Annotated in this window: 12 protein-coding genes; 1 reads left to right on the top strand and 11 read right to left on the bottom strand. The window is 71.4% G+C overall.

What is annotated here, in order from left to right:
- Nucleotides 1–76: 76 nt before the first annotated feature.
- The 9 genes from lepB (E0D90_RS00145) to proS form a co-directional block, all read right to left on the bottom strand.
- Nucleotides 77–718: a signal peptidase I gene (lepB, locus tag E0D90_RS00145; protein WP_170214897.1), complete on the bottom strand. Its 642-nt coding sequence runs from the start codon at nt 716–718 to the stop codon at nt 77–79.
- Nucleotides 719–881: 163 nt separating this feature from the next.
- Nucleotides 882–1,580: a signal peptidase I gene (gene lepB / locus E0D90_RS00140; protein ID WP_103501779.1), complete on the bottom strand. Its 699-nt coding sequence runs from the start codon at nt 1,578–1,580 to the stop codon at nt 882–884.
- Nucleotides 1,581–1,616: 36 nt separating this feature from the next.
- Entirely contained in the window at nt 1,617–1,964 is a 348-nt protein-coding gene (rplS, locus tag E0D90_RS00135) for a 50S ribosomal protein L19 (protein WP_103501780.1), read from the bottom strand.
- A gap of 145 nt (nt 1,965–2,109) precedes the next feature.
- On the bottom strand, nt 2,110–2,964 hold the full coding sequence (gene trmD, locus E0D90_RS00130) for a tRNA (guanosine(37)-N1)-methyltransferase TrmD (protein ID WP_130796142.1): 855 nt from the start codon (nt 2,962–2,964) through the stop codon (nt 2,110–2,112).
- Nucleotides 2,965–2,969: 5 nt separating this feature from the next.
- A complete protein-coding gene (rimM, locus tag E0D90_RS00125) occupies nt 2,970–3,518 on the bottom strand; it encodes a ribosome maturation factor RimM (protein WP_103501782.1) in 549 nt (182 codons plus the stop codon).
- 246 nt (nt 3,519–3,764) lie between these two features.
- A complete protein-coding gene (locus tag E0D90_RS00120; RefSeq protein WP_130796141.1) occupies nt 3,765–4,004 on the bottom strand; it encodes an RNA-binding protein in 240 nt (79 codons plus the stop codon).
- Nucleotides 4,005–4,006: 2 nt separating this feature from the next.
- A complete protein-coding gene (gene rpsP / locus E0D90_RS00115) occupies nt 4,007–4,435 on the bottom strand; it encodes a 30S ribosomal protein S16 (protein WP_103501784.1) in 429 nt (142 codons plus the stop codon).
- Between the two features lie 422 nt (nt 4,436–4,857).
- The gene (locus tag E0D90_RS00110; protein WP_103501785.1) at nt 4,858–5,451 is read right to left on the bottom strand and encodes a hypothetical protein; all 594 of its coding nucleotides are present in this window, start codon (nt 5,449–5,451) and stop codon (nt 4,858–4,860) included.
- 164 nt (nt 5,452–5,615) lie between these two features.
- Nucleotides 5,616–7,031, bottom strand: a complete 1,416-nt coding sequence (proS, locus tag E0D90_RS00105) for a proline--tRNA ligase (protein ID WP_103501786.1) — start codon at nt 7,029–7,031, stop codon at nt 5,616–5,618.
- Nucleotides 7,032–7,185: 154 nt separating this feature from the next.
- On the opposite strand from proS, the gene E0D90_RS00100 reads away from it, so the two are divergent.
- Nucleotides 7,186–8,070 carry an SAM-dependent methyltransferase gene (locus E0D90_RS00100; protein WP_130796140.1) on the top strand — a complete coding sequence of 295 codons (885 nt, stop codon included), beginning with the start codon at nt 7,186–7,188 and terminating at the stop codon, nt 8,068–8,070.
- 345 nt (nt 8,071–8,415) lie between these two features.
- Here E0D90_RS00100 and ffh read toward each other — a convergent pair whose 3' ends face one another.
- Both ffh and E0D90_RS00090 read right to left on the bottom strand, forming a co-directional pair.
- Nucleotides 8,416–9,972: a signal recognition particle protein gene (gene ffh, locus E0D90_RS00095; protein ID WP_103501788.1), complete on the bottom strand. Its 1,557-nt coding sequence runs from the start codon at nt 9,970–9,972 to the stop codon at nt 8,416–8,418.
- Between the two features lie 220 nt (nt 9,973–10,192).
- Nucleotides 10,193–12,739 carry a [protein-PII] uridylyltransferase gene (locus E0D90_RS00090; RefSeq protein WP_227869870.1) on the bottom strand — a complete coding sequence of 849 codons (2,547 nt, stop codon included), beginning with the start codon at nt 12,737–12,739 and terminating at the stop codon, nt 10,193–10,195.
- Between the last annotated feature and the right edge of the window lie 23 nt (nt 12,740–12,762).

Raw genomic sequence — 12,762 nt, 5'->3', positions numbered from 1 at the left:
CGCCTGGCAGCGCCTACCCGCACGGGGCGGGCGCCACGCACCCCGTGCCGCGACGCGAACAACGCGACCGGGCGGGCTACGGCTCGGGAACCGCCTCGAAGGCGTCCGCGCCGTCGAGTCGGCCCCAGTGAGCATACGGCCACGCGATCACACTCGCCCGGCCGACCACCGAGGCGACGGGGATGGTGCCCTCACCGGGCTCGTTCAGATGGAACCGCGAATCGGCGGAGTTGCCGCGATGGTCCCCCATGACGAACACCCGGCCGGGCGGCACGGTGACGTCGAACGGGATCGTGGACGGCTCGTTGCCCGGGTGGACGTAAGGCTCCTCGACGGGCACACCGTTGACCGTGACCAGACCCTCCTCGTCACAGCAGACCACGGTGTCGCCACCCACACCGATGACGCGCTTGATCAGGTCCTCGTCCTCCTTGGGCATCAGCCCGACCCAGCTCAGGGCGGTCTTGACCTGCCCGATCACCGGCGGATCAGCGCTCTGGGGCATGCCGGCGTCGGTCTCCAGCCAGCCGCCGGGGTCCTTGAACACCACCACGTCCCCGCGCGAGGGTTCCCAGCCGAGCCACGGCGTGAACTTGTTGACCAGCACGCGGTCGTCGATCTGGATGGTCGGCTCCATCGAACCTGAGGGGATGACGAACGCCTGCACCAGAAAGGTCTTGATCAGCAACGCGATACCGAGAGCGATGCCTATCAGCATCGGTATCTCGCGCGTGGTCCGCAGCCGACGGCGCCGGCGGATCCGCTTGGCCGCCCGTCGTCGGGCGGCGCGCCCCCCGCCGAGGCGGTTCGGGGTCCCGGGTGATGCCTCGCCATGGGGCTCGGCGGCGCCGGGGGACGGGGCACCACGGGGCCTTCCCCGACTACCCACGGTCCGCCCGTAGCCCGCCGGTGCGGGAGGGCGGCCAGACGACCGCTTCGGCACGTCCGATGACCCGGCCCTCGGCCACGGTGCCGCCTCCGGGCGAGCCCAGATGGTCACGGGAGTCGCTGGAGTCGGACCGGTGGTCGCCGAGAACCCACAGCCGTCCTGCGGGCACCTCGATGTCGAACGGTGTGGCTGAGGGTTCGTCGCCCGGATACAGGTAGGGCTCCTCCAGCTGCTTCCCGTTGACGGTGATCATGCCCTCGGCGTCGCAGCACACGACCCGGTCCCCGCCGATCCCGATCACCCGCTTGATGTAGTCGGTGTCCCCGGACGGCGTCAGCCCGACCGCACCACCCGCCGCCCGCAACACGCGGGCCACGGGGCCCGGTTCCGAGGCGTCGTGGACGAACGAGCCCGTTCCGTCGAAGACCACGATATCGCCACGCCCAATGTCGCCAAAGCGATAAGCGAGCTTGTTGACCAGGACCCGGTCACCCACGTGCAGCGTCTCCTCCATCGATCCGCTGGGGATCAGAAAGGCCTGCATCACGAAGGCGCTGGTGAGGGCGAAGCCGACGACCGGCGCGATGAATGCCGTCGCCCACACGCGCCAGGAGCGCGACCCCTGCTCCGGTTCCTCCTGGGGAGGTGGAGTGGGATCGCGCTCCTGGGACGAGGCGTCGGTGTCGGTCACGCCGAGATGGTAACCGGCCCGGTGAAGGCGACAGGCTCAGTTGTCGCGCTTCTCCTTGATCTTCGCTGCCTTGCCACGCAGCTCACGGAGGTAGTACAGCTTGGCGCGGCGGACGGCACCGCGGGTCACCAGCTCGATCTTCTCCACCACCGGGGTGTGCACGGGGAAGGTCCGTTCCACGCCGACGCCGAAGCTGACCTTGCGGACCGTGAAGGTCTCGCGGACGCCCGAGCCCTGGCGGCGGATGACGACACCCTTGAACTGCTGGACACGGGAGCGGCTGCCCTCGATGACGCGCACGTGGACGTTGACGGTGTCACCGGGGCGGAACGCCGGGATGTCGCTGCGGAGCGACGCGGAGTCGACTGTGTCGAGGAGGTTCATGACCTGCTGCTCTCTTCGCTGATGCCACAGGTCATCAGCGGAACGATGTGATGGTGGGCGGGACACCGTGCGATGCCCGTGCCGTCGTGCCGGCGGTGTTCTTCCCCCTGTGGCAGGGTCACGCGCCTTCGAACGCGGCAGCTGCTCATTCTTCCACGGCGCCCGGTGTTCGCCCAAATCGCCCGTCGCTCCCCGCCACCCAGCCCAGTTCCGCGAGGGTCAGCAGGTCCGCGCGGTCCATCTCCTGCGGCACCGCGTGTTCGATCAGGTCGGGACGGTGCGCGGACGTACGGCGAAGCGCCTCGTCCCGCCGCCACCGGGCGATGCGCCCATGGTGCCCGCTCACAAGGACGTCCGGCACCGTGCGCCCCCGCCACGCGGGCGGCTTGGTGTACACCGGCCCTTCCAGAAGTCCCGCCATGGAACCGTCGGCGAAGGAGTCGTCCCGATGCGACTCCGCGTTCCCGAGAACCCCCGGCAACAGGCGCGCGATGGCCTCGACCATCACGAGAACGGGTGCCTCGCCGCCCGCCAGGACGTAGTCGCCGACCGACACCTCACGCACCTCATGCCGGTCGGAGTAGTCCTCGATGACCCGGCGGTCGATGCCTTCGTAACGGGCGGGGGTGAAGACGAGCCAGGGCCGCGCGGCCAGCTCCGCCGCGGCCTCCTGGGTGAACGGGACGCCGCTCGGCGTGGGCACCACGATGACCGGAGCAGGCCCCCCGTCCACCGCACCGTGCGGGGTGTCTGCGTCCCCGTCGGCACCCGCTCCGCCGATGACCGCGTCCAAGGCCTCGCCCCATGGCTCCGGCTTCATCACCATGCCGGGACCGCCGCCGTACGGGGTGTCGTCCACAGTGTGATGCCGGTCGTGGGTCCAGTTCCGGAGGTCGTGCACCCGTACGTCCAGCAGCCCGCGCTCACGCGCCTTGCCCACGAGGGAGACGTTCAGCGGTTCGAGGTACTCCGGGAAGATGGTGATCACGTCGAGACGCATCGCGCTCAGTCCTTCCGTCCCGCGTCCCGCGCGTCGCCGGGCAGCGGCTCTTCGAGGAGTCCCGGAGGCGGGGTGACGACCACCCGCTGCGCCTGCAGGTCCACCTCGGGGACGAACTCGGTCACGAAGGGAATCATCACCTCGCCACCGTCCTCCCGCGCGATCACCAGCAGGTCCTGGGCGGGGAGATGCGCGACCTCCGTCACGCGGCCGATGACGGTGCCATCGGCGGTGACGACCTCGAGGTCGTCGAGCTGATGGTCGTAGAACTCCTCGGGGTCGTCCGGACGCTCCTCCGGGTCCACCTCGGCGATGAGCAGCGTGTTCCGCAGGGCCTCCGCGGCCGTGCGGTCACCGACGCCCTCGAAGCGCAGCAGCAGCCGTCCGCTGTGGACACGCCCCGTCTCGATGACGAGCGGTCCGCGCTCCGGTGGGTCGGTGGCGAGGACGGCGCCGGGTCCGAGACGCTGTTCGGGCTCGTCCGTACGCACCTCCACGGTCAGTTCGCCCTTGATCCCGTGGGCGCGGCCGATGCGGGCGACGACAAGCTGCACTGCGGTTCGGTTCCTTTCGTGCTGAGCGTTCACGTGCGTCCATGGCGGGACAGGGAGCCTGCGGCGGGACGTGCGGGCCCTGGCCCGCTTTGTGCCGGGACCACCCGGGGCGGGTTCACGCAGGGCCCCGTGCCCCGTGGCGGCCGCGTGAGGCCGTACTCCACACACCTCACGGGCGGGCCTGGAACGCGGCATGGGCCGGAGTCGGCGGATTGCCGTCTCCGGCCCATGCCGGTTCACGAGATGTCAGCGGACCTCGTCCACGTCGACCAGGTCGACGCGGATGCCGCGGCCGCCGAGCGCGCCCACGACCGTACGCAGCGAACGGGCGGTACGGCCGTTACGGCCGATCACCTTGCCGAGGTCGTCGGGGTGTACCCGGACCTCCAGCACCTGTCCGCGACGCTGGTTGCGTGAGGCGACCTGGACCTCGTCGGGGTGTTCGACGATGCCCTTCACCAGGTGCTCGAGGGCCTCCTCGAGCATCCTCAGGCCTCGGTCGACTCGGCCGCGGCCTCGTCGGCCTTCTTCTCACCCTTGTCGGCCTTCTTGGCCTTCGGGGTGATGGCCTCACCCTTCGGCTCGTCGGCGCCGGCAGCCTCGAAGAGGGTGCCCTTGTCCGACTTGGGCTCGGCCACCTTCATCGGCGCCGGAGCGGGCAGACCCTTGAACTTCTGCCAGTCACCGGTGACCTTGAGGATCGCCATGACGGGCTCGGTCGGCTGCGCGCCGACACCGAGCCAGTACTGGGCGCGCTCCGAGTCGACCTCGATCCGCGAGGGGTTCTGCACCGGGTGGTACAGGCCGATCTCCTCGATGGCCCGGCCGTCACGGCGGGTACGGGAGTCGGCGACGATGATGCGGTAGTGCGGCGACCGGATCTTGCCCAGACGCTTCAGCTTGATCTTGACTGCCACGGCTGTGGTGTCTCCTGGTGTTGATGTGGGTGGGCACGTGGCCATCCCGCGTGGGGTTGCGGTGTGGTGTTACCCGAGGACGCGCCGTCCGGAGGAGAGAGGGTTCCTGATCGGCCGACGAGTTCAACACGCCATTCTGCCATACGCGCGACATCGCCCCACGCCGCCTCTTGGCCCTCGTCCGCGACGCACTGCGTGGCCTGCGGCGCAGCATGAGGCCGCAGAGGCCCGCATGGGGCCGCACGGGCCCGCTGCGGGCGACGGCTGTCGGCGAACGGGGCCACGGACGGCCCGGACGCACACGAAAGGGCCTGCCGGTGGACTGGGCACCGGCAGGCGCGGACAGCGGTGGCGCCGTCGGCTCCATGCGAATGCGTGGGGGCACGGAGTCGGGCGGTGAAGCGTGAGGGCGGGCCGAGGGGTCAGGCGGCCACTGGCACCGCTTCCGCGATACGGAAGGGTTTGTCGCAGGCGCCGCAGACGATCGGGGCCTGGGCGAGCACCGACGGCACGACCCGGACGTTACGCCCGCAGTCGCAGACCGCCTTGACTCGCACGCCACCACCGGAGGACCCGTGGCGAGCGGCTGGACCGCGGAAGCTGCGCGAGGTCTCGCCGGACGTGGCGGCGAGGTGCGCCGACAGCGCCCGATGCAGACGGTCGGCCGTGGTGCGGTATCGGCGACGGGTCTCGGCGTTCATGGTGACGACGGAGAATCCGCTGCTCGGATGGGGCTCATGGGCGTGACTCAGGCCGAGTTCCTCGGCGACGGACAGAAAACGGCGGTTGTGATAGCGGCCGGCGCGCGAGGTGTCCCGCACCCCGCGGGCGGCGGCGATGCCGTGCACTGCTTCGTGAAGCAGCCGTTCGAAGGAGAGTTCGGATCCGCAGGCGGACGAGGACTCCCCAATCAGGGATTCAGGCGCAGCCAGGTTGGGCAGCTCCGGGTGGTACCGCTGAATGTCGGCCCACGCGAGTGCCAACTCGGCGGCGAGAACTGGTGGTGTCGTGCTCACGTCGGGTCTAACGAGCCAGCCCCCCTCGGTGTTCCGATTCCGGGCCAACTCTCCGAATTTGCACTTACCCGTCAGTTTCCATCACGTTGCGTGACCCCGCGCCGGGAGCGCGGGGTCACGATGCCTCCGGAACCGGGCGGAGACAGCGAAGTGGTTACCTGCTGTCAGTAAGCACGGGCCACGACCGCCACGGTTCCCGGCGCGTCGTCACTGTCCGGAACGGAGCCGTCCTCCGCGAGCAGGCAGCGCACGGACACCGCGTCCTGAGCGAGGCGTCGCTCCCCCTCCGGCCCGAGTTCCGCCCAGGGCAGGCGGGCCCAGCCACCGGCCTTGGCCGCCTCCACTGCTTCTCCGACGCTGCGGACGTCGCTGGTACGGGCCTCGCGGCGCTCGCGCGACTGGGCCAGCAGCAGCGCCTGGTCTGCCTCGAGCAGCCCGGGAAGCACACCGGCGAGAGTGTCGATCGCCACCGTCTCCTTGCCACCCGGAATCCGGCGAGCGAGCACGGCGGTTCCACTCTCGAGGTCCCGCGGGCCGATCTCCACCCGCACGGGCACGCCTTTGAGCTCCCAGTCCACGGCCCTGCGGCCGAACGGAGTGTCGGTGCGGTCGTCGACCTCCACCCTCACACCGGCGGCGGCCAGCCGCTCGCCGATCTCCCGGACCTTGGCGATTACCGCTTCGTCGCCCTTGATGGCGAGGACCACGACCTGCACGGGGGCCAGGCGGGGCGGCACTCTGAGCCCGTTGTCGTCCCCGTGACCCATGATCAAACCGCCGACCAGGCGGGTGGAGGCGCCCCACGACGTCTGCCACACCAGCTCACGGCCACCGTCCCGCGAGAGGAAGCGGGTGTCGAAGGCCTTCGCGAAGTTCTGGCCGAGCTCGTGGCTGGTGCCCATCTGGAGCGCCTTGCCGTCCCGCATCATGCCTTCGAGGGTGAGGGTGTTGATCGCGCCGGCGAACCGCTCCTGGGGAGTCTTCCGACCGAGTACCACGTCGATGGCGAGCGTGTTCACCATGAAGTCCGCGTAGACGTCGCGGTGGATCCGCGCCGCGTACTCCCGCGCGTCCTCGTAGGTCGCGTGCGCGGTGTGGCCCTCCTGCCAGAGGAACTCACTCGTTCGGAGGAAGACCCGCGGACGCATCTCCCAGCGCACCACGTTGGCCCACTGGTTGATCAGGAGCGGGAGGTCCCGATAGCTCTGGACCCACTTGGAGAAGTACTCGTTGACGATCGTCTCGGAGGTGGGCCGCACCACCACCGGCTCCTCCAGCTCCTTGCCTCCTCCGTGCGTGACCACGGCGAGCTCCGGAGCGAAGCCCTCCACATGTTCGGCCTCACGGTTCAGGTACGACTGCGGGATGAAGAGGGGGAAGTAGGCGTTCTTCGCCCCCGCCCGCTTGATCCGGGCATCCAGCTCCTGCTGCATTCGCTCCCACAGGCCGTAGCCATACGGTCGAATGACCATCGTGCCGCGCACAGGCCCGTTGTCGGCCAGCTCGGCCTTGTTGATCAGGTCCTGGTACCAGCGCGGGAAGTCCTCCGCCTGGGGGGTGAGTACGGGAGCCTTTGCCATGCCGCGAATGCTACGGCGCGACGTGTCATAAGCGTGAATCACGCCTCGATCGCCCTCTGGACGACAGGAGCGGAGCGGAGTTTTCTGTCATACAGGAGCAGGGGCAACTTCATCGGCCGGCGGCCGCCGCACACCCGTCGATTGGGGCACGGTCATGACACCCACGCTGATCCACCAGGAGCACCGGCGTCCGCCCGGACGCCACGACACCGCACCACCGGCCCGCGCGCGTGACTGGGCGGAGATCCAGGAGCGCATGTTCGTCCCGCTCTACGACGCCGTGTACCGACGCCTGGGCGTGGGGCCGGGCACACGACTGCTCGGTCTCGGGTGTGGCTCCGGACTCGCCCTGCTCCGTGCCGCCTCCCTGGGAGCGGATGTCACCGGCGCCGACACCGATGCCGACCGGCTGCGCCTGGCGCGCGAGCGACTGCTCCCCGAGCCGGAGTGGGGCGGCCGGCGCTGGCCCGCGAGGCTGGTGTCGTCAGCGGTCCCGGACGCTGCGGGTGCTCCCTACACCCTGATCACAGCCTTCAGCGGGCCACCCGATCCGGCGGTGCTGCGCCGGGCGGCGCGGCTCGCCGCGCCGGGAAGCCCGGTGGTGCTGGCTGGCTGCGGCGACCCGGGTCAGTGCACCGCGACGGTCACTCACCGCCTCGACACCCCGACGCGGGAACCGGGCCCCGCCGACGGGCGTGCGCGAGCCGCGCGCTGCGGCGCGGAGGACGGGACACCGCCGCGCGGCGAGGGCCAGGAAACCACCGGGCCGGTGGGATCGGCAGCCGCGTTGGAGGACGTGGCGGCGCGTGCGGGCCTCCGGCATCGCGAGACCGCCGAGGTGAACTGTCCCTTCGGCTATCCCGGGCTGGACGGGGCGGTACGGGGGCTGCTGGCCACGGGGAACTTCGACGCGGCGGTCCGCGTGGCGGGCGCCGAGCAGGTGGTGCGGGAACTGACGGAGGCGCTCCACCCGTACGTGGGGCGCGACGGCGCTGTCTGGCTCCCCAGCCCGCTCCCCTACGTGATCGCCGAGGTCTGACCGCGTCGCCTGGGGCGGCGCGGGTGACGGCATGGCGCGCGGCGGGGCAGCCCGGTGCGTGGACCCCTCCGCTGACGGGGCGGTGGGGCGACGCTTTCGCGGCGGTGGGCGGCCCGGCAGCGGGGCGCCGGGCATCGTGCGCCGTGCGCCGTGCCGCCGTGAACACCCGGAGAACGCTCTGATCGGCGCTCTCCGTCCGCACCCGCGTCACGCGCCGCCCGGCGGCAGGCTCCCGGGGCAGGCTGGGGGCGGGTGAGCCCGCGTCCAGCCCACGAGAACTCCCGGAACGGGCCTGTGGGGCGCGGCGGTCCCCCGCTACGCCCCACAGGCCCGTTCCGGTCCGGCTCACTTGTCCGGGGGCAGGATGTCCCGGAACTCCTTCGGAAGCTGGAAGTCGCTCGCGTCCTGCCCCGCGCCGGGGACACCGAAGGCGCCACCGGCGGCGCGCCGGTCTGCGGCCGCCTGCTCGTCCGCCTTGCGCTTCATCGGGTTTCCGCTGCGCTGCTTGCCCTTCACCTTCTTGGGCGGCTGCTTGCCGCGCTTCTTGCCGGCCCCGCCCCCCATGCCGGGCATGCCCGGCATGCCCGGCATGCCGCCGCCCTGCGCCATCTTGGACATCATCTTCCGCGCTTCGAAGAACCGCTCCACCAGGTTCTTCACCGCGCTGACGTCTACACCCGAACCGCGCGCGATACGAGCGCGGCGCGAGCCGTTGATGATCTTCGGGTCCTCGCGCTCGCCCGGGGTCATCGACTTGATGATGGCGGCGGTGCGGTCCACGTCCCGCTCGTCGAGGTTGTTGATCTGGTCCCGCATCTGCCCCATGCCGGGCATCATGCCGAGGAGCTTGGAGATGGAGCCCATCTTGCGGACCTGCTCCATCTGCGACAGAAAGTCGTCCAGGGTGAACTGCTTGGGCCCCTTGGACAGCTTCTCGGCGAGCTTCTCCGCCTCCTCCTGGCTGAAGGTCTGCTCGGCCTTCTCGATCAGGCTGAGCACATCTCCCATGCCGAGGATGCGGGACGCCATCCGGTCCGGGTGGAAGGCGTCGAAGTCGTCGAGGCCCTCTCCGTTGGAGGCGAACATGACCTGTCGGCCGGTGACATGCGCCACCGAGAGCGCCGCACCACCGCGGGCGTCACCGTCGAGCTTCGACAGCACCACGCCGTCGAATCCCACGCCGTCCCGGAACGCCTCGGCCGTGGTGACCGCGTCCTGACCGATCATCGCGTCCACGACGAAGAGGACCTCGTCGGGGCTGACCGCGTCACGGATGTCGGCCGCCTGCTCCATGAGCTCGGCGTCGATGCCCAGCCGTCCGGCGGTGTCGACGATCACCACGTCGTACTGTTTGTCGCGAGCGAACGCCACCGAGTCGCGTGCCACCGCGACCGGGTCGCCGACACCGTTACCCGGCTCGGGCGCGTAGATCGCCACACCGGCACGCTCGGCGACCACGCCGAGCTGGTTGACGGCGTTCGGACGCTGGAGGTCACACGCGACCAGCAGAGGGCTGTGCCCCTGTGTGCTCAGCCACTTGGCCAGCTTGCCGGCGAGGGTCGTCTTACCCGCGCCCTGCAGGCCCGCGAGCATGATCACGGTCGGCGCGGTCTTGGCGAACCGCAGGCGCCGGGTCTCACCGCCGAGGATCCCGACCAGTTCCTCGTTGACGATCTTGATGACCTGCTGGGCGGGGTTCAGCGCCCGCGAGACCTCGGAGCCGAGGGCCCTCTCCTTGACCTGCTTGATGAAGGCGCGGACCACCGGAAGCGCGACATCGGCCTCCAGCAGCGCGATTCGGATCTCGCGCGCGGTGGCGTCGATGTCCGCCTCGGACAGACGGCCCCGGCCTCGGAGAGTCTTGAACGTCGCACTGAGACGATCGGAAAGAGTATCGAACACGGCGTCGCGGATCCTCGGAGTCGGGGGCGTGGCTCTGTCTGCACCCCAGGGTATCGGGCCGCGCGGCGGCCGAACCCCCGCGGCGGCCGCGTGGGGCGGTACAGGGGGTGCCCGGCGCCTACCCCGCAGATGCAGTCCTGGACACCGTCATGGCTCACCCCGCGCTCACGCCCCGTGCGGAGCGGGCCGGTGCGCCGCGCGGGGCGGGGCGGGCGCGGCATCAGTCCCGGCGCAGGGCTTCCTGCAACTCGCCGGCGACCGTGGCCGCTGCCTCCCCCGTGAGCGGGGCACCGGCTTCGTCGGTGACGTAGAAGGCGTCGACCGCGTTTGCGCCGAGGGTCGACACATGAGCGCTGCGTACCCGTACGCCGCGGTTCTCCAGCGCCTGAGCGATCCGGAACAGCAGGCCGGGCCCGTCGGGGGCGCGTACTTCCAGCACGGTGGCGCGGCTGGAGCCGAGCGGGGCCACTGTCACGCGTGGCGGGGGCGGTTGCGGCATGCGGCGTCGCCTGGGGCGGGCGGCCGCCTCGCGTTCGGCGAGCCGGCCGGCGATGTCCAGCGTCCCGTCCAGGACCCTGACCAGGTCGGCCCGCAGCCGGTCCGCCTCGGGCAGCGAGCCGTAGGCCGCCGCGACACGCCATTCCAGAAGCAGCGCCTGCCCTTGGCCGACGGGATCGACGGAGCGGAGCTCGGCCGACCGCACCGTCATGCGGTGCATGGCGAGAACGCCGGAGACCGCCGGGAGCGCGCCGGGGCGATCGGGAAGGGCCACGGTCAGCTCGACTCCCACCTGTTCGGAGGCCGAGGACGATACGTCGGTGCCTCTCTCGCTCGCTCCGTCAGACCGATCGGCGTCGGCACCTGCCGCGCGCTGGGGCTCGGGGCGGGTGTGCAGGGTCACCACGGGGGCGCCGCCGCGTACCGCCTCCATGGCCAGGCGTTCTGCGGCGGCGGTCGGTTGCCGCCGGGGCGCGCCGGCCGCGCGCCCGGCGTCGGCACCGGCGAGCTCCGCCTTCACGCGCACGACGAGTTCGTCGACGAGAGCCGCGCGCCATGCCGACCATGCGGCCGGCCCGGTGGCGAGCGCGTCCGCCTCGGTCAGTGCGTGGAGCAGTTCCAGGGTCGCGGAGGAGCCCACCGTGTCCGCGACGGCCCTGACCGTGGTGGGGTCACTGAGGTCGCGACGCGTGGCGGTCTGGATGAGGAGGAGGTGGTGCCTGACGAGCGTGGCGAGGATCTCCGCGTCGTCCGTACCGAATCCGACGCGCGAAGCCATGTCGCGGGCGATCGTCTCGCCCACGACGCTGTGATCGCCGGGCCACCCCTTGCCGATGTCGTGGAGCAGTGCGGCGACCAGCAGGATGTCGGGGCGCTCCACGCGGCGGGTGAGGGCCGAGGCGCGCACCGCGGTCTCGACGAGATGCCGGTCCACCGTCCACCGGTGGACCGGGTTGCGCTGGGGCCGGCAGCTCACGCGCTCCCAGTCGGGCAGCAGGCGCGTGATGAGTCCGGCGGCGGCCATGGCTTCCCAGACCGGAACGGTGTCCGGCCCCGCGCCGAGCAGGGTCACGAACTCCTCCCGTGCCTCGGCCGGCCAGGGCACGGGGAGAGGTGCGGCGGCCTCGGTGAGGCGGTGGAGCGCGGGCAGTGCCAACGGCAGGCCTGCCTGCGCGGCCGCGGCCGCGGCACGCAGCGGCAGCACCGGGTCCCGCTCGGGGCGCGCCGTCCGGGCGAGGGCCGCCTCGCCGTCGTACTCGACGACGCCTTCGGCGAGCGGGATACGGGCGGGGCCACTGCCGACGTTCGGCCGCTGCCTGCCGGAGCGTCCGGGGAAGATGCCCCGAACGCGTCCGGTGCGGCCGCCCGCGGCGCGGCCGCGGAGCACTCGGCCGACGTCGCGCCAGGTGACGTCCCAGGCATAGGCGACCAGTCGCGACGCCTCGTAGACCTGCCGCAGCAGGGCGTCCGGGTCGAGGAGTCCGAGAGCGTCGGCGACCTGGGGCTGGTCCTCCTGCGCGAGCCGGTCGGTGGCCCGTCCGGTGGTGAGGTGGAGCGCGTCACGGACGTCGAGCAGGGTGGTGCGGGCGTCGTCCAGACCTGCGCGTGGGGCGTCGGCGAGCCAGGACGCGGCGACGGCACGGAGCGCCGTGACGTCCCGCAGCCCGCCCCGCGCCTCCTTGAGGTCGGGTTCGAGGAGGAAGGGCAGCTCACCGTGACGGCGTGCCCGTTCCTGGGAGAGTTGGTGCAGCTCAGGAAGCCGTTCGGGTGCCTCGGCCCGCCAGTCTGCGAGCTGCGTGGTGCGCAGCTGCTCGGTGAGCGCGGGGTCACCGGCGATGTGGCGCGCGTCGAGCAGCCCGAGACGGACCTTGAGGTCGTCGGCGGCGGTTCCGCGCGTCTCCTTGAGGCTGCGAACGGAGTGGTCGAGCGCGATGCCGAGGTCCCACACGGGGTACCACAGGGCGTCGGCCAGCGGTGCGAGCCGCTGCGTGGGGGCGTCCTGGTGCAGGAGCAGCAGGTCGAGGTCGCTGCGTGGCGAGAGTTCGCCCCGGCCGTAGCCGCCGACCGCGACGAGGGATGTGCCGGGGACGGTCGGCACACGGTCGTAGAGACCTGCGAGCCAGTCGTCGGTGAGTCGGGCGAGTTCGGCACGGCGCGGCGGCCCGGACCGCTCCCCCCGGGTGAGGAGGTGCAGCCGGGCCGCCGCGTAGTTGCCGTTGGGTCCCGCGTCGGACTCGGAAGTGTCCTTGGTGTCGGTCGGCTCCGCCATCATGTGCGGTTCCCAACTCCCGT

It is taken from the genome of Streptomyces otsuchiensis, from assembly GCF_004305975.1.
In the GTDB taxonomy this organism is placed as follows: domain Bacteria; phylum Actinomycetota; class Actinomycetes; order Streptomycetales; family Streptomycetaceae; genus Streptomyces; species Streptomyces otsuchiensis.
Note: the sequence above shows the minus strand (reverse complement) of the source record. Positions and strands in the feature narration are given on the sequence as shown.

Excerpts from the sequence above, each read along its gene's own strand:
- lepB (WP_170214897.1), bottom strand. The coding sequence starts at position 718 with ATGCTGATAGGCATCGCTCTCGGTATCGCGTTGCTGATCAAGACCTTT.
- rplS (WP_103501780.1), bottom strand. The coding sequence starts at position 1,964 with ATGAACCTCCTCGACACAGTCGACTCCGCGTCGCTCCGCAGCGACATC.
- trmD (WP_130796142.1), bottom strand. The coding sequence starts at position 2,964 with ATGCGTCTCGACGTGATCACCATCTTCCCGGAGTACCTCGAACCGCTG.
- E0D90_RS00120 (WP_130796141.1), bottom strand. The coding sequence starts at position 4,004 with ATGCTCGAGGAGGCCCTCGAGCACCTGGTGAAGGGCATCGTCGAACAC.
- proS (WP_103501786.1), bottom strand. The coding sequence starts at position 7,031 with ATGGCAAAGGCTCCCGTACTCACCCCCCAGGCGGAGGACTTCCCGCGC.
- E0D90_RS00100 (WP_130796140.1), top strand. The coding sequence starts at position 7,186 with ATGACACCCACGCTGATCCACCAGGAGCACCGGCGTCCGCCCGGACGC.
- E0D90_RS00090 (WP_227869870.1), bottom strand. The coding sequence starts at position 12,739 with ATGGCGGAGCCGACCGACACCAAGGACACTTCCGAGTCCGACGCGGGA.